The organism is Nonomuraea glycinis (genome assembly GCF_035920485.1).
Classification (GTDB): Bacteria; Actinomycetota; Actinomycetes; order Streptosporangiales; family Streptosporangiaceae; genus Nonomuraea; species Nonomuraea glycinis.
The window spans coordinates 7,384,149-7,400,600 of the sequence record NZ_CP109166.1 but is presented as its reverse complement, the minus strand read 5'-3'; the positions used below and the strand labels follow the sequence as shown (position 1 = coordinate 7,400,600).

General features: G+C 72.1%; 13 protein-coding genes. 8 read left to right on the top strand and 5 right to left on the bottom strand.

Annotated elements, in window-relative coordinates:
* Nucleotides 1-5: 5 nt before the first annotated feature.
* The 4 genes from OHA68_RS34645 (at nucleotide 6) to OHA68_RS34630 (ending at nucleotide 3,782) form a co-directional block, all read left to right on the top strand.
* A complete protein-coding gene (locus OHA68_RS34645; protein WP_327103998.1) occupies nucleotides 6-734 on the top strand; it encodes a lysophospholipid acyltransferase family protein in 729 nt (242 codons plus the stop codon).
* Between the two features lie 30 nt (nucleotides 735-764).
* Entirely contained in the window at nucleotides 765-2,357 is a 1,593-nt protein-coding gene (locus OHA68_RS34640; protein ID WP_327103997.1) for a penicillin-binding transpeptidase domain-containing protein, read from the top strand.
* Nucleotides 2,358-2,486: 129 nt separating this feature from the next.
* Nucleotides 2,487-3,131, top strand: a complete 645-nt coding sequence (locus tag OHA68_RS34635) for a GntR family transcriptional regulator (protein ID WP_327103996.1) — start codon at nucleotides 2,487-2,489, stop codon at nucleotides 3,129-3,131.
* 180 nt (nucleotides 3,132-3,311) lie between these two features.
* A complete protein-coding gene (locus tag OHA68_RS34630) occupies nucleotides 3,312-3,782 on the top strand; it encodes an OsmC family protein (protein WP_327109592.1) in 471 nt (156 codons plus the stop codon).
* A 13-nt stretch (nucleotides 3,783-3,795) separates the two neighbouring features.
* Here OHA68_RS34630 and OHA68_RS34625 read toward each other — a convergent pair whose 3' ends face one another.
* Nucleotides 3,796-4,077, bottom strand: coding sequence for a DUF3040 domain-containing protein (locus tag OHA68_RS34625; RefSeq protein ID WP_327103995.1), 282 nt, complete (start codon nucleotides 4,075-4,077; stop codon nucleotides 3,796-3,798).
* Nucleotides 4,078-4,210: 133 nt separating this feature from the next.
* On the opposite strand from OHA68_RS34625, the gene OHA68_RS34620 reads away from it, so the two are divergent.
* The 3 genes from OHA68_RS34620 to OHA68_RS34610 all read left to right on the top strand — a co-directional run bounded on the left by OHA68_RS34620 (nucleotide 4,211) and on the right by OHA68_RS34610 (nucleotide 10,257).
* The gene (locus OHA68_RS34620) at nucleotides 4,211-5,242 is read left to right on the top strand and encodes an Rv2578c family radical SAM protein (protein WP_327103994.1); all 1,032 of its coding nucleotides are present in this window, start codon (nucleotides 4,211-4,213) and stop codon (nucleotides 5,240-5,242) included.
* Between the two features lie 325 nt (nucleotides 5,243-5,567).
* Nucleotides 5,568-8,798, top strand: a complete 3,231-nt coding sequence (locus tag OHA68_RS34615) for a S41 family peptidase (RefSeq protein ID WP_327103993.1) — start codon at nucleotides 5,568-5,570, stop codon at nucleotides 8,796-8,798.
* A gap of 154 nt (nucleotides 8,799-8,952) precedes the next feature.
* The gene (locus OHA68_RS34610; RefSeq protein WP_327103992.1) at nucleotides 8,953-10,257 is read left to right on the top strand and encodes a glycosyltransferase family 4 protein; all 1,305 of its coding nucleotides are present in this window, start codon (nucleotides 8,953-8,955) and stop codon (nucleotides 10,255-10,257) included.
* Here the strand turns inward: OHA68_RS34610 and OHA68_RS34605 are convergent.
* The 4 genes from OHA68_RS34605 to OHA68_RS34590 form a co-directional block, all read right to left on the bottom strand.
* Nucleotides 10,217-11,125: a S1C family serine protease gene (locus OHA68_RS34605; protein WP_189139102.1), complete on the bottom strand. Its 909-nt coding sequence runs from the start codon at nucleotides 11,123-11,125 to the stop codon at nucleotides 10,217-10,219. The genes OHA68_RS34610 and OHA68_RS34605 overlap by 41 nt on opposite strands.
* 33 nt (nucleotides 11,126-11,158) lie before the next feature.
* Nucleotides 11,159-11,620 carry a hypothetical protein gene (locus OHA68_RS34600; RefSeq protein WP_189139103.1) on the bottom strand — a complete coding sequence of 154 codons (462 nt, stop codon included), beginning with the start codon at nucleotides 11,618-11,620 and terminating at the stop codon, nucleotides 11,159-11,161.
* 6 nt (nucleotides 11,621-11,626) lie between these two features.
* Entirely contained in the window at nucleotides 11,627-12,220 is a 594-nt protein-coding gene (locus tag OHA68_RS34595; protein WP_189139104.1) for an RNA polymerase sigma factor, read from the bottom strand.
* Between the two features lie 197 nt (nucleotides 12,221-12,417).
* Nucleotides 12,418-13,650, bottom strand: coding sequence for a S8 family peptidase (locus OHA68_RS34590; protein WP_327103990.1), 1,233 nt, complete (start codon nucleotides 13,648-13,650; stop codon nucleotides 12,418-12,420).
* Between the two features lie 95 nt (nucleotides 13,651-13,745).
* Between OHA68_RS34590 and OHA68_RS34585 the strand changes: the two genes are divergently transcribed.
* The gene (locus OHA68_RS34585; protein ID WP_327103989.1) at nucleotides 13,746-16,373 is read left to right on the top strand and encodes a CHAT domain-containing protein; all 2,628 of its coding nucleotides are present in this window, start codon (nucleotides 13,746-13,748) and stop codon (nucleotides 16,371-16,373) included.
* The last annotated feature ends 79 nt before the right edge of the window (nucleotides 16,374-16,452 follow it).

Genomic DNA, 16,452 nt, shown 5'->3' with positions numbered 1-16,452 from the left:
GGTGGGTGGCCGAGCCGACGATCATCCAGGAGCGCCAGTTGCTGTATCAAGTGGTCAAGTTCGCCGCCGCACCGGTCGCGCACGCGATGTGCCGCCCGCATGTCTCCGGCGCCTCGCACGTGCCGAGGACGGGCCCGGCGATCCTGGCCGCCAACCACCTGTCGGTCCTGGACTCGTTCCTGCTGCCCGCGCTGCTGCCGCGGCACGTCACCTTCGCCGCCAAGAACGAGTATTTCTCCGGCAACCCGGTCTCCAGCTGGTTCATGCGCCTGGGGGGCAGCCTGCCCACCGACCGCGAGAGCGCCCACGCGGCGCAGGCCATGCTCGACGCGGCGGCCGACCTGCTGGAGCGCGGCGAGCTGTTCGGCATCCACCCCGAAGGCACCCGCTCCCCCGACGGCCGCCTCTACCGCGGCAAGATCGGCGTCGCCTGGCTCGCGCTCAAGACCGGCGCGCCCGTGCTGCCCGTGGCGCTCAAGGGCACCGAGAAGGTCCTGCCGGTGGGCTCCAGGGTGCCCCGCCCCGCCAAGATCGGCATCACCATCGGCGAGCCGCTGAAGGTCGCCGGGGACCACACCAACGCGCGCGACCGCCGCCGCGTCACCGACGACATCATGGCCGCCATCCAGCGGCTCTCCGGGCAGGAGTACGTGCCTACGTACGCCGCCAGTCACAAGGCGTCCAACGGCGTGGCCGAGCCGCCTGCGAAGAAGACCCGACGAACTGGAGGCTGACCAGTGCCGCGTGGCCGTACCATCGCGATCGTGTCCGGCGCCACCGTCCTGGTGCTGGCCGCCGCCGGCGGCGGTGCCTACTACCTGCTGCACACCCGCGGCACCCCCGCCGAGACCGCGCAGCGCTTCGCCGCCGCCTGGCAGGCCGGCGACCAGGCCAAGATGAGCGCCGAGCTGGCCACGCCCGCGTCACTCGCCCCCTACGGTCAGTTGCGCACCGCTCTCGGCGTGGAGTCGACCACGGTACGGCTCGGCCGCCCCGCCGAGACCGACGGCCGTGCCACCGTCCCCTACACCGCCACCCACCGGCTGAAGAACCTCGGCGAATGGACGTACGAGGGCGTCATCGACCTCAAGGTGGCCGAGCGCCACTGGAAGGTCGACTGGAGCCCCAAGACGCTGCACCCGTCCCTGGCCGCCGGCGCCACCTTCGCGCTCAAGACCAAGTGGCCGGACCGGGCCGAGATCACCGACGCCTCGGGCGGGCGCATCGACACCGGCGACGTCGGCGGCTCGGTGCAGCAGCTCGTCGGCTACCTCGACAAGGCCACCAAGAAGGACGTGGAGAAGCTCGGCACCGCCTACAAGGTCGGGCAGACCATCGGCGCGAGCGGGCTGCAGGCGACGTTCCAGAAGCGGCTCGCGGGCACGCCCACGACCGAGATCCAGGCCGGCGGCAAGACGGTGAAGACGATCGAGGGCGCCGAGGGTGAGAGCCTGCGCACCACGCTCGACCCGCGCGTCCAGAAGGCCGCCGTCGCCGCCGTCAAGGACGTCGAGAAACCCGCCTCGCTGGTCGCCATCGAGGCCGGCTCGGGCGAGATCCTGTCCGTCGTCAACAACAAGGGCGGCTTCAACCGCGCCCTCGACGGCCGCTACCCGCCCGGCTCCACGTTCAAGGCCGTCACCGCGATCGGCCTGCTGGCCGAGGGGATCACCCCCAAGCAGGCCGTGACGTGCCCCAAGTACGTCACGATCGGCGGGCTGCGGATCCGTAACTCCGACGAGTCGTCCTTCGGCTCGGTGTCGTTCCAGGACTCCTTCGCCTACAGCTGCAACACCACCTTCGCGCCGCTGGCCAAGCAGCATCTCGGCGCCGACAAGCTGCTGAGCGCCGCCGAGAGCGTCGGCTTCAACCAGCCGCTGACCATCGGCGTCCCGGCCACCAAACCCAGCTTCCCCAAGGCCGAGTCCGACGCCGAACTCGCCGCCGAATCGTTCGGCCAGGGCCGGATCACCGCCAGTCCGCTGTCCATGGCCTCCGTCACCGCCGCCATCGCCGACGGAACCTGGCGCCCGCCCACCCTGGTGCCCGATCACGAGCAGAAGGCCACCGAGAAGGAGCTGCCCGACGGCGTCACCGCCGAGCTGCACGCCATGATGGCCGCCGTGGTGACCAAGGGCACCGCCAAGGCCGCCGGGCTCCCCTCGGGCACCCGCGGCAAGACCGGGACCGCCGAGTACGGCACCGGGCCGAAGCTGGAATCGCATGCCTGGTTCATCGGCTTCAAGGATGACGTGGCCTTCGCCGTGGTGGTGGAGGGTGGCGGCGGGGGCGGCAAGGTGGCGGCCCCGATCGGCGCCGATTTCCTGCGGGAGCTCGGCGACTACCGGTCGGAGTGATCAGCCGCCCGGGGCTTCTGCCGCTTGGGGCTTTCGCGCTTTCATACCGCCGACAGGTTCCGCTACCTCGGCGGTGAACAGGTCTGCTTTAGCTTTGCATGCATTGCATACAATGGATACAGTTGGCACATGCAGAACGAGGTGGCGCATCGGCGCCTGCGGGAGCTGATCCTGGACGGGACGTACGCGCCAGGAGTGCGGCTGACCGAGGTGGACGCGGCCACGGCGCTGGAGATGAGCCGGACGCCGGTGCGCGAGGCGCTGCGGGCGCTGGCCGCCGACGGGCTGGTCCGCACCACCGGGCGGGGCGTCGTGGTGGTCGCCCTCGATCCGGGCGATCTCGAGGACGCCTACCAGGTGCGGGCCGCGCTCGAGGCGCTCACCGCCGAGACGGCCGCCACCCGCCAGCGTGACGGCCGCCTCGCGCCCGCGGACCTGACGGCCCTGAGGACGCTGGCCGACGTCACCGCCGAGACGACGAGCGAAGGCCGCCTGGTGGAGGCGGTCGAGCTCAACCGCCGCTTCCATCAGCGGATCGCCGAGCTGGCCGGCAACCGGATCGCGCTGGAGACACTGAACCGGGTCTGGGACCAGATCCAGGTCTCCACCCTGCGCTCGCTCAAGCCGGTGGTCCGCCACGCGCACGTCTCGGCGCAGCACGAGGACCTCCTCGCGGCGATCACCGACGGCCGGGCGCAGGACGCGGGCCGGATCGCCCGCCGCCACGTCCTCGACACCCGCACCACCGCCCGGCAACCGCCCGAACAGCAGTGATCACACCTGCCCCGCTCCAGTTCCTCGCCCGCAGCCGCGCCACAAACTCTCCCCACAGTTCCTGTCCGCAGCGCCGCGCCACAGACCCCGCCTTGCCGCAGCCGCCCTTGCCGCAACCCCTCGCGCGCAGCGCCGCGTCACCGTACGCGATCAAAAGTAAGGAAGCCTGACGTGTCACGAATGCACACCTATGCCACGACCACGACCTGGACCGGCAATCAGGGCACCGGCACCAGCGGGTACCGCGCCTACACCCGGGACCACACGCTGGCCGCCGACGGGCGCGAGGTCATCGTGGCGAGTTCCGACCCGGCCTTCCGGGGGGACGCCGCGCGGTGGAATCCCGAGCTGCTGCTGGTGGGCGCGCTCTCGGAGTGCCACATGCTGGCGTACCTGCACCTGTGCGCCGACGCCGGGATCGTGGTCACCGCGTACGTGGACCACGCCGGGGGCACCATGGCCGAGACCGCCGGCGGCGGCCACTTCACCGAGGCGGTGCTACGGCCGCAGGTGACGGTGGAGTCGCCGGACATGGTGGAGGCCGCCATCCGGCTGCACGCCGACGCCCACAAGTCCTGCTTCATCGCCGCCTCCGTCAACTTCCCCGTGCGTCACGAGCCGGAGGTCACGGCGGCCCGCGCGAGCGACTGAGGCGGCGGCAGGGTCAGAAGGCGGCGGCCAGCGCGAGGGCGGTGGCGGTCTCGTGCTGCAGGACCATGATCAGAAGGGTCGCGACCAGCGTGGCGATGAGCAGCCAGCTGATCAGGATGATGACCGTCGAACGCTGGAGCCTGCGGCCCCCGACCGACTCGCCGCGGGCTCTCGCCTCGCTGCGGCGCACCCGCTCGTTGAACGACTCAAGCCGGGAGACGAGTCTCGGATCATCGTCGACGAGGTGCTGCTCGATCTGGGCCAGCATTCGCTCCTCATCCTGCGACCAGGCCATGGTTGCACCTCCGGAACGCAAGCACTGTGCGGGTTTCCTGCCCAACCATGAAGATCATTAGCCTCCGGCTGACCATGTAATTGCGACGTCTTTCGGTTTGCGATCATCGTCGAACCTTTGTTCTAATCAAGGCATGCGCTGGGACAACCTGCGCCTGGCCGACGCCGGCCGGGACGATCCGGCCGTGCCGCTGTTCGCCCGCGACGCGGTCACCCGCACGTTCGACACCCCCGAGTTCCGGGGGATGACCTTCTACGAGATCCAGGCTCGCTCGATCATCAACCGGGTGCCGGCCGCCAGCCGGGTCCCGTTCGAATACACGATCAATCCCTACCGGGGCTGCGGTCACCGCTGCGTCTACTGCTTCGCCCGAAAGACTCACCAATACCTTGACCTGGACTCCGGCGCCGATTTCGACTCCAAGATCGTGGTCAAGGTCAACGCCGCTGAGCTGGCCCGCAAGGAGCTCGCCTCGCCCCGGTGGGGCGGCCACCACGTGGCCATGGGCACCAACGTCGACTGCTACCAGCGCGCCGAGGGCCGCTATCGGCTCATGCGCGGCATCCTCGCGGCGCTGCGCGACGCGGCCAACCCGTTCTCGATCCTCACCAAGGGCACCTTGATCCTGCGCGACCTCGACCTGCTCACCGAGGCGGCCGAGCGGGCGGAGGTGGGCGCCGCCGTGTCGGTGGGCTTCGTCGACCCCGGCGTGTGGCGCTCCGTCGAGCCCGGCACCCCAGACCCGCACAGACGCCTGGAGACCTGCGCCACCCTCAACGACAACGGCATCGCCTGCGGCGTCCTGATGGCGCCCATCCTCCCCTACCTCACCGACTCTCCCGCCCAGCTCGACCGCACCGTGCGGGAGATCGCGCAGGCGGGCGCCACGCACCTGACGCCCATCGTCCTGCACCTGCGGCCGGGGGCACGTGAGTGGTGGCTGGCGTGGCTGTCCCGCGAGCACCCGCGGCTCGTGCCGCGCTATCTGGAGCTGTACGGAAGGGGCGCCTACGCTCCCAAGTCCTACCAGGAGCGCATCTCCGCGCAGGTCAAGGAACTGGCCGCCCGTCACGGCGTCGGCCGCACCACACCGGCCATGGCCCGCCGCCTCCCGCCCCCACCCGCTCCAGAGCAGGAGGCCCCCGAGCAGCTCACCTTGCTCTGACCGAACGCCCCCGAGGCCCGGCCGAATCGACCGTTGACGTGCACAGATGGCGCTATGTCGGGTTTTGGTGACAGATGGGTATTAACGGCGTTGGTGCGCCAATCTGACGCATCTGTCCGCACAGGGGGAAGAGACCAATGGCTGACACGAAGAAGAAACCCGGCGCCAAGTCCGGCAAGGCGAAGAAGCAGGCCATCAAGTCGAGCAGGCAGGCCAAGGAGAGCAAGAAGGAGCCCACGAAGCCTGAAGAGGCGTAGCGGGGGTGACATGATCAGACAGCCGAGGGCAGGTTCCCCGGCTGTCTGATCGACCGTGGAGGACACCCATGTCGGGTTACCTGCGCTTTCCCGCCGTGTTCCGCGATGTCGTGGTGTTCGCCGCCGAGGACGACCTGTGGATGGTGTCCGCGCAGGGTGGGCGCGCGTTCCGGCTGACGGCGGGGGTCGCGGAGGCCGGCTATCCACGTATCTCGCCGCGCGGCGACCAGCTCGCGTTCGTCGGGCGCGACGAAGGGCCGGAAGAGGTGTACGTGATGCCGGCGGACGGGGGCGCCGCCCGGCGCGTCACCTTCCACGGCGCCCGGTGCACCGTCACCGGGTGGGATCCCGACGGGCGCATTCTGTACGCGAGCGACGAGTCGCAGCCGTTCGAAGGGCGCAAGTGGCTGCATCGGGTGGAGCCGGGCAAGGTGCCGGAACGGCTGCCGTACGGGCCCGCGAACTCGATCGCCTACGGGCCCGGGAGCATGATCGTGCTGGGGCGCAACACCGCCGACCCGGCGCGGTGGAAGCGGTACCGGGGCGGCACCGTCGGCGACCTGTGGATCGATCGCGAGGGCGGTGGCGAGTTCCGGCGGTTGCTGCGGCTGCCCGGCAATCTGGCCTCGCCCTGCTGGAGCGGCGGGCGGGTGTGTTTCCTGTCCGACCATGAGGGCGTCGGCAACGTCTACTCGTGCACGCCCGACGGCGACGACCTGCGCCGGCACACCCATCATGACGACTACTACGCGCGCAACCTGTCCAGTGACGGCCACCGGCTGGTCTACCACGCCGGCGCCGATCTCTACCTGCTGGATGATCCCGACGAGCGGCCGCGCCGGCTGGAGGTGCGGCTGGCCAGCTCTCGTACGCAGCGCAACCGCAGGTTCGTGGACGCCGACGACTACCTCGACGGTGCCACGCTCAGCCCGGACGGCAGCGCGCTGGCCGTCACCGCCCGGGGCAAGGCGTACGGCATGGCGGGGTGGGAGGGGCCGGTCCGCCAGTACGGCGCGCCCGACGGCGTCCGCTACCGCTTGCTGACCTGGCTGAACGACGGCCGCCGGCTGATCGCCGCAGCCGCGGACGACGATGACGAGGAGTCCCTGGTCATCCTGCACGGCTGTCAGAGATCCGCCCCAGAGAATGACGACTCTGAGGATGCCAGCCCTGGGGATGACGGACCACAAGCTGACAGCCCCGGGGACCACAGTCCGGGAGATGACGGTCCCGAAGTGGAGGGGGTTGGGAGGGTGCAGGTGGTGGCGCGGCTGGGGCGGATCACGGCGCTGGTGCCCGACCCGGCCCATGACCGGGTGGCCGTCACCAACCACCGCCACGAGCTGCACCTCGTCGACCTGTCCACCGGCCAGGCCGTGCTCGTCGAGGCGAACCCGTACGGCTCACCGGAGGATCCCGCCTGGTCGCACGACGGGCAGTGGCTCGCCTACGCCGGCCCGCTCAACTCCCGGACCACCGCCATCAAACTCCACCACCCCGAGACGGGCCGGACCGTGGCCGCCACCGAACCGCTCCTGCAGGATGCCCGCCCGGCCTTCGACCCGCAGGGCCGCTACCTGTACTTCATCGGCCAGCGCGTCTTCTCCCCCGCCTACGACCAGCTCCAGTTCGACCTGTGCTTCCCGCTCGGCACCCGCCCGTACGCCGTCGCGCTGCGCGCCGACGTCCCGGACCCGTTCGTCCCCCGGCCGCGTCCCGTGCACGACAAGGACGAGGACGAGGAGGACGACGAGCCGGAGGCGGTGCGGGTCGACGCGGAGGGCCTGACCCGCCGCATCACCGCCTTCCCCGTGCCGGAGGGCCGCTACGAGCGCGTCGCCGGGCTGAAGGGCAAGGCGCTCATCCTAGCCAGCCCGCTGCAGGGCGCGAGCACTCTGCGCCTGTTCGACTTCGCCAAGGGCGACGACGACACCTTCGCCGAGGGGGTCACCGACTTCGAGCTCGGCCGTGACGGCAAGACGCTCCTCTACCGCGCCCGCCACCGGCTGCGGGTGGTGAAGGCCGGCGAGGTGCCGGGCGGGGACGACGATCCGCCAGGGCGGGACAGCGGCTGGATCGACCTGTCGCGGATCAAGGTGTCGGTGTGCCCGGAGACGGAGTGGCGGCAGATGTTCCGGGAGGCCTGGCGGCTGCAGCGCGAGCACTTCTGGACCGAGGACATGGCGGGTGTCGACTGGCCCGCCGTCTACGACCGCTACGTGCCGCTGGTGGAGCGGGTCACCACCCGCGGCGAGTTCTCCGACCTGCTGTGGGAGCTGCACGGCGAGCTCGCCACGAGCCACGCGTACGAGAGCGGCGGCGAATACCGGCCGGGCCCCGACTACAGCCAGGGCAAGCTGGGCGTCGACTGGGACTACCGCGACGGCGTCTACCACATCGCCGCGATCGTGCACGGCGACCCGTGGGATCCGTCCGCCACCTCACCGCTCAACCGGCTGGGCCTGGACGTGCGGCCGGGCGACGCGGTGCTGGCGATCAACGGCGCGCCGATCGGGGCCTCGGCCACCCCGAACGAGCGGCTGGTGAACCAGGCGGACGAGGAGGTGGAGCTGACGCTGCGCCGCGAGGGGCGGGTCTTCGCCGTCACGGTGCGGACCATCGCGGACGAGGCGCCGGGCCGCTACCGCGACTGGGTGAACCTCAACCGGGCCCTGTGCCACCAGCGTTCGGCGGGCCGGATCGGCTATCTGCACGTGCCGGACATGGGGACGGACGGGTTCGCCGAGTTCCATCGGGGTTTCCTGGCCGAGTACGACCGGCACGCGCTGATCGTGGACGTGCGCTTCAACGGCGGCGGCAACGTCTCGGCGCTGCTGCTGGAGAAACTGGCCCGCCGCCGCCTGGGCTACGACTACCCGCGCTGGGGCGCGCCGGAGCCCTACCCGCCCGAGTCGCCACGCGGGCCGCTGGTGGCGATCACCAACGAGTACGCGGGCTCCGACGGCGACATCTTCAGCCACACCTTCAAGGTGCTGAAGCTGGGCCCGCTGGTCGGCAAGCGCACCTGGGGCGGCGTGATCGGCATCTGGCCGCGTCACCGGCTGGCCGACGGCACGGTGACCACGCAGCCGGAGTTCTCCTTCGCCTTCGACGATGTCGGCTGGCAGGTGGAGAACTACGGCACCGACCCCGACATCGAGGTCGACATCACCCCGCAGGACTACGCCTCCGGCGTGGACGCCCAGTTGGAGAAGGCCATCGAGGTGGCTCTCGACCTGCTCGCTAGCAAACCCGTACACACTCCTGATCTCTCGCATAGGCCGCGCATGCAACCTTAGTCACCTCTAAGGCGTCTAAAGATCATAGAAGTGGAAAGCGCCACGGGGATGGACGGCGCACACCACTCCACGCTCCACGGCACGCCGGTGGTGAGGATGTCTCTCACCGCCGGCTGCTTGTCATGGTCATCCAGACGGCAAGGGGAACTTCCAGGTGCGGGCACTGACGCGTAGGGGCAAGTCAGCGGCGGTCCGGTTGTACCGGGGGTACAACCGGCGCAGGGCCAGGAAGGCGCCACCGGCCTCCATTCAGCAGGTGAAGTTCCTGCTGCTGCACGCCAACGGCATGGGCGGCACGATCAGAACCGTGTTCAATCTCGCCGGCCACCTGGCCGACCGGCATGACGTGGAGATCGTCAGCGTCCTGAGGGAGGCCGAGGAGCCGTTCTTCCCGATCGACCCGCGCGTGCGCTTCCGCTATCTGGACGACCGGCTCGCCCCCAGCGCCGACCCGATGCGGGCGCTGCTGTCCAAGCTCCCCAGCAGGCTCGTGCCCAAGGAGGAGTCGGCCTACCACCGCTTCAACCTGTGGACCGACCTGAAATTGGCCCGGTTCATCCGCTCGATGGACACCGGCGTGCTCATCGGCACCCGCCCCGGCCTGGTCCTCGCCGTGGCCCAGCTGGCGCTGCCCAGCGTCATCACCATCGGGCAGGAGCACGTCGCCCTGGCCACCCAGCCGGAGCCGGTCCAGAAGCTGATCAAGTGGCGTTACCGCCGGCTGGACGCCCTGGTCGCGCTCACCAAGGCCGACCTGCAGGACTACCGTGACGCCCTGCCCAAGAAGCCCAAGAAGCTGCTGCGGATCCCCAACGCGGTGCCGGCCATGAGCGGCGAGGTGGCCAAGCTGGACGCGAAGGTCGCCGTCGCCGTCGGCAGGCTGACCCGCATCAAGGGCTTCCACCGGCTCATCACCGCCTGGCAGCAGGTGGCCGAGGCGCACCCCGACTGGACGCTGCGCATCATCGGCGCCGGCCCGCAGCAGGAGGCGCTGGCCGCCCAGATCACCGAGGCGGGTCTCGACGGCAAGGTCGAGCTGCCGGGCTCCACCTCCGACGTGGGCGCGGAGCTGGAGAAGGCCTCCATGTTCGTGCTCAGCTCCCGGCACGAGGGCTTCCCCATGACCATCCTGGAGGCGATGGCCAAGGGGCTGGCCATCGTCAGCTTCAACAGCCCGCACGGCCCCAAGGAGATGCTCACCAACGAGGTCGACGGCCTGCTCGTCAAACCGCGCACCAATGCCAACCTGGCCGCGGCCATCCTGCGGGTGATCGAGGACGAACCGCTGCGCCGGCAGCTGGCCGCCGGAGGGCTGGAGACCGTCCGCGGCTACGACATCGCCACCATCGGCGCCCGCTGGGACAGCCTGCTGGACGCGCTGCTCGCCCGCCGCACCCCGGCGGCGGCGCCCATCCCGCTCAGACCTCGGACTCCGTCAGCTCCACCGGCTCCGCGATGACGTCGACGAGCGCGCCGTTGCGGTAGACGGTGATCGGCAGCGGCCGCCCGATCGCGTCGGCGAACATCAGCCGCTGCAGGCTCTGCGCGTCGTCCACCGGGGCGCGCCCGGCGCTCAGCACCAGATCGCCGGCCCGCAGCCCGGCCCGGCCCGCGGGCGAGCCGGGGATCACCTCCACCACCCGCAGCGCGCCAGGCTGCCCGGTGCGCCGCCGCAGCGGCTCGGCCAGCGGCGCGGGCGAGGTGACCAGCCCCAGGAACGCCCGCCGCACCCGCCCGTACCTGATCAACGCCGCGATGATGCCCCTGGTCGTGGCGTTCACCGGCACGGCCAGGCCCACCCCCACCCCGGCCACCGCCGTGTTGACCCCGACCACCCGCGCCCGCGAGTCCGCCAGCGCCCCGCCGGAGTTGCCGGGGTTCAGCGCCGCGTCGGTCTGGATCACGTCCTCGATCAGCCGTACGGCGGAGCCGCTGCGCGCGGGCAGTGACCGGCCCAGTCCCGACACCACCCCGGCCGTCACCGACCCGGCCAGCCCCAGCGGGTTGCCGACGGCCACCACGAGCTGGCCCACCACGAGGTCGGCGCTGTCGCCGAGCACGGCCGGCTCGGGGGTGGGCACCTGTGACCTGATCACCGCCAGGTCCGACAGCGGGTCCCGGCCGACGACGGTGAAGGCGCCGGAGGAGCCGTCGGCGAACGCCAGCGTGCCCGACCTGGCGGAGCCGACCACGTGCGCGTTCGTCAGCAGGAACCCGTCGGCGGTGAACACCACCGCCGAACCGCTGCCTCGCCCGGCCCGCACGCCGGCGACCTTGGGCTGCAGCACGGCCGCGACGGAGGAGACGATCTGCGAGTAGGGGTCCATGTCAGAACCTCCCGAAGGCGAGTGCTTACAACGTTACAGAGCGATCCAGTCCGTGACCACGTTGCTGCCCGTACTCGGACGGCACTGCAGCCTGAACGCCTGGGCCGGCGCCGGCCTGAACACGAAGCACCCCGACTCGTCGATCACCGACGTGACCACGTCACCCGTCACCAGGTGCGTGTAGGCCGTCCCCGGCCGGGCCGGCACCACCTGCCCCAGCAGCGCCTCGTGGCCCACCTCCAGCTCGATCGTCAGCTCCGGCGTCGCGAAGATCAGCGCCCGTAACGTCGCGTGCTCGGCGCCCCGCGTCGCCGCCCCCGCCTCGTCCACCGCCGAGTCATAGGTGAGCGCCGCCAGCTCGGCGTCGACGTCATGCCAGACGAAGATCTCCTTGCCGGCCGCCACGAAGCTCTCCGGCACCTCCCGCTCCGCCGCGTGCGCCTGCCGTACAGCGGCCAGGAACCGATCGTCGTCACTCCACCACGGCGTGTCCATGCCCTGTCACCTTCTCCCCTGGGTGTCCCGTTCGGACCTGATCAGCGCGGCCACGGTCGGTGTGCGGCGCAGCTTGTCCAGGCACCGCGCCCGCGTCGGCCCGATCGCGCCCACCGGCATGGCCAGCTTCGCGCTGATGTCGGTGTACGGCACGGGGGGCTGGCTCATCAGCATCGACAGCAGCTCCTGGCAGCGCCCCTCCAGCTGCCGGAACCCCGCGATCAGCGCCGCGTTCCGCTCCGCGTCGATCAGCTCCTGATCCGGCGCGGGCACCCTGACGTCCACCAGCACGTCGGTGTCCACCTGCTGCCGGAGGCGGTGCTGCCGCTCCGCCGCCTGGGCGCACCGGAGACACTCACGCCTGGTCGCCGTCGCCAGCCAGCCCGGCAGCGCCGCCGGCTCGCGCAGCCTGGGTAACTGCTCCACCAGCGACAGCCACACCGTCTGCCCCACGTCGTCGGCGTCGGCCCGGCTCAGCCTGAAAGCCTTGCAGATCGACCAGACCAGCGACGAGTAACGCTCGACGATCTCGTCCCACGCGTCCCTGTCACCGCCCCTCGCCCGCACCACCAAGGCGACGACCGATGGATCGTCTCGCATGTCCGTGTGCTCCCTTCCCGGCACGGCCCACCCAGCAAGAGTGAACGCGGATGCGCGGTGCGTCCAGGCAGGACGCTTCGGCGAACGAACAGGCGGTACCGGGGCCATGTCGTCTCTTCACTGCTCGGTGACGGCGGTCACCAGGACGGAGCGGCCGGACCTCGCCCTGATACCTCATCGGCCGCATCCGCGCGAGGTCAGCTCTCGCCGCACGGGGACAGCACCATGCCCACCCCGTCCACCTCCCGCGCCGAGGCCAGCACGGCCGCCTTCGCGTCCTGGGCCGACTCCCCCGTGCGCGCCATCCGGGCCGCGATCAACCCCGCCACCAGCGGCGCCGCGAACGACGTGCCGTCCCACCTGGCCATCCCGGAGAAGTTCTGCACGGCGGGCATCTTCGGCGGCTCCCGGTAGGTGTACTCGCCGGTGGCGTAGGCGTTGACGTGCCCCTCGCCCAGCGCGTACACCTTCACCCAGTCGCCGTAGTTGCTGAACCACGCCCGGTGCGCCCCGTCGGGGCCGAGCGCCCCGACCGACACCACCCAGTCGTAGGCGGCCGGGTAGAACGGCCGGTCCGTCGCGTCGTTGCCGGCCGCCGCCACCAGCACCACGTCCGGGTGCGCCTGCTGGAACGCCTCGAAGCCGAGCGAGGACCAGTTGCCGCGGGTGTAGGTGCCCGCCGACAGGTTGATCACGTCCGGCGCGGGCGTCCGGCCGACCAGCTCCTCCAGCTTGGCGATCATCACGTCCTCCAGCTCCGCGCCGGAAGCCGAGAAGTGGTCGACGATGTCCACCTCGGCCGACGGCGCCATGCACTTGGCGACCCCGGCCACGAACGTGCCATGCCCGGCGAACGGCGGGATCCGCGGCAGCCCGCTCACCGGCGACGGCGGATCCAGCGTCTCCAGATCGCCGCCCACGCCGCCCAGCCACGGGTAGGCCGCCGGGTCCAGCCCGAGCCAGCCGGTGTCGCTGACGCCGATCCGCGCCTTGCGCACCACGTCGCCTTCCGGGCACGGCGGCGGCCACGGCCGATCCGGCGCCCCGGAAGGCACCTCCGGCTCCGTACCGGGGCACAGCCTGCTCACGTGCAGGACGTGCACCGGCGAGGCCGGCGGCAGCCGGGCGTCGTCCTCCCGCCGGCGGGGCGCCCGCCGCTCGATGACCTCCAGCGCCTCCGGCACCGTCAGCCCGTCCTCCAGCGACAGCACCACCAGATCGCCCCGCCCCCGCGTCTCCAGCCGGCGTACGGCCGGCAGCACGGCTTCGATCCGCTGGATGTTGTCCCCCCGGTCCAGCGTCAGCAGGCGGCCCGCCTCGTACAGGTAGTCGACCTCACCCGCGGGGGTATAGGCCACCTCCACCTGGATCCCCCGCGTCAGGAACGCGTCCTTGACGATCCGGAACTGAGCGTCGAACACCGCGTCCATGGATTCCCCTCCCGGCCGTAGTCAACGATCACACTTTTCACACCTATATCGACATGGGGTTGCGGGCGCTACAGCCGATCGTCAACGCTCGGAACATGCCGGCGGACCCCGTACCCTCCTCGACCGCCACGGCGGAGCTGCTCCCCCTGGCCCTGTCGCGCCCCCACGAAGCCCTCGACAGGGCGCGTGACCTGCTCGCCGGCGACCCGCCGCCACTGGCCGCGTCCATGGCCAGGCAGGCGATCGGCATCGTGCTGCGCGAGTTCGGCGACATCGACGCCGCCGTGGCGGAGCTCGAAACCGCCGGCCGCCTCGCCCGCCAGGCCGGCTGCGCCGAGCGCGAGGCCGACGTCCAGGCGACCCTCGGCGTGGCCCTCGCCTTCGCCGGTCGCACCACGGCGGGCCGCACCGCGCTCGACGCCGCCGTCCAGCGGTCCACCGGCCTGCTGCACGGGCGCATCCTGCTGCGCAGAGGTGGCGTCCTGATCGTCCTCGGCCACCATCGCGACGCCCTGGCCGACCTCAACAACGCCGTCACCGCCCTGGGCGCCGCCGGTGACGCCATCTGGGAGGCCCGCGCCCGCAGCGAGCGCGCCACCTGCAATCTGGCGCTCGGCGCCATCGCCAAGGCCGCCGCCGACCTGGCCCGCGCCGAGGAGCTCTTCAACGCCACCGGCCAGGAGCTCGAATCGGCCGACGCCATCGTGCACCGCGGCGTCCTCGCCCTGCGCATCGGCGACCTGCCCGCCGCGCTGCTCTGCTTCGACCAGGCCGCCGAGCGCTTCGACCGGCTCGGCACCCCCGACCCCAGCCTCAGCATCGAGCGCTGCGCCGCGCTCCTGGCCGCCGGCCTGCCCCAGGACGCGCTCGCCGAGGCCCACACCGCCCTCGCCCGGCTCGAACGCATCCGCGGCCTGCCCGTCAAGAAGGCCGAGCTGCTGCTCACCGCCGCCAACTGCGCCCTGGCCGCCCGCCGGCCCGCCGACGCGCTCGGCCACGCCGCCGACGCCGCCGATCTCTTCGGCCACCAGCACCGCCACTGGTGGCGGGCGCACGCCCGCCTGGTCAAAGTACGAGCCCAGCTCGCCACCGGCACCACCGACGCCGCCCTGCTGCGGGAGGCCGAGGAGTGCGCCCGCGAACTGGCCGGCCTCTCCTCGCCCGACCTGCCGCTCGGCCACCTCATCGCCGGCCGCCTCGCCCTCGCCCTGGGCGACACCGCCCGCGCCACCGGCCACCTCGCCACCGCCGCACGCGGTCGCCGCCACGGCCCCGCGCTCTCCCGGGCCGCCGCCTGGCTCGCCGAAGCACTGCGCGCCGAGGCCGGCCACGACGCGGCCCGGCTGATGCGCGCCTGCCACCGGGGCCTGCGCGTCCTCGACCAGCACCGCGCCACCCTCGGCTCCAGCGAGCTGCGCGCCCAGGCCAGCGCGCACGGCGCCGAGCTCGCCGCGCTCGGCCAGCGGCACGCCCTGCGCCTCGACCGGCCCCGGCTGCTGCTGGCGTGGAGCGAACGCTGGCGGGCCACCGCACTGGCGGTCCCCGCCGTCCGCCCGCCCGACGACGAGCACCTCCAGGCGGAGCTCGCCGCCATCCGGGCCCTCACCAGCCGCCTGGCCCAGGCCCGCGCCAAGGGTCTGCCCACCGCGCACCTGTCCGCCGAACAGCTCCGCCTGGAGCGGGCCGCGCGCGCCCGAGCCCTGCACGCCCATGGCCACGACCCCGCCGCCACCCCGGGCGTCGACGTCGATGCCCTCCTCGACGAGCTCGCGGACGACCGGCTGCTCGAACTCGTGGACGTCGACGGCCACCTGCACGTCCTCGTCTGCGGCTCCGGCACCGTCCGCCGTCATCCCGCTGGGCGCACCGAGGAGGCCGCCCGCCAGGTCGACCTGGCCCGCTTCAGCCTGTCCCGGCTCGCGCACGGCCGCTCCGCGCTGTCACCCGCCGAGCTCCTCGCCCAGTTGGAGACCATCGGCCACACCCTGCAGCGCGTCCTGCTCGGCGACGCCGCCCAGCACCTCGGCGACCGGCACGTCGCCATCGTGCCGCCGGGCCGCCTGCACGCCGTCCCCTGGGCGCTGCTCCCCGCGCTCCGCCACCGCCCCGTCAGCGTCGCCCCGTCGGCCGCCTCCTGGTTGCGGGCCCGCCGTACCGGCGCCCCCGCCCACGGCCGCGTCGTCCTCGTCCGCGGCCCCGGGCTGGCCTCGCAGGGCGCGGAGGTGCGGGAGGTCACGCCGGAGTACGCCGCCCCCGTCGTCCTCGGCGAGGGCACCGCGACCGTCGGCCGCGTCCTGCGGGCCATGGACGGCGCCCGCCTCACCCACGTCGCCGCGCACGGGACCTTCCGCGCCGACAGCCCGCTGTTCTCCGCGCTGCGCGTCGACGACGGCCCGCTCACGGTCTACGACCTCGAACGGCTCAACCGGGCACCCCACCAGGTCATCCTGTCGAGCTGCGACTCCGGCCTGACCGCCGCCGCCGGCGCGGACGAGCTCCTCGGCCTGGCCAGCTCACTCATCCAGCTCGGCACCACCGCCCTCGTCGCCGGCGTCGTGCTCGTCAACGACCTCGCCGCCGTCCCGCTCATGGTCGCGCTGCACCGGCGGCTGCGTACCGGCGCCGGCCTGGCCACCGCGCTGCGTGACGCCCGCCTGGACACGGCCGGCGACCCCGTCGCCACCGCCACCGGCTGGTCGTTCACCTGCCTCGGCGCGGGCTGAACGCCATGACCGGCCACCCGGATCAAGAGGACAGCCGGTCATGAACTTCTCACGGAACCGGTTCACATCCCTTACCGTG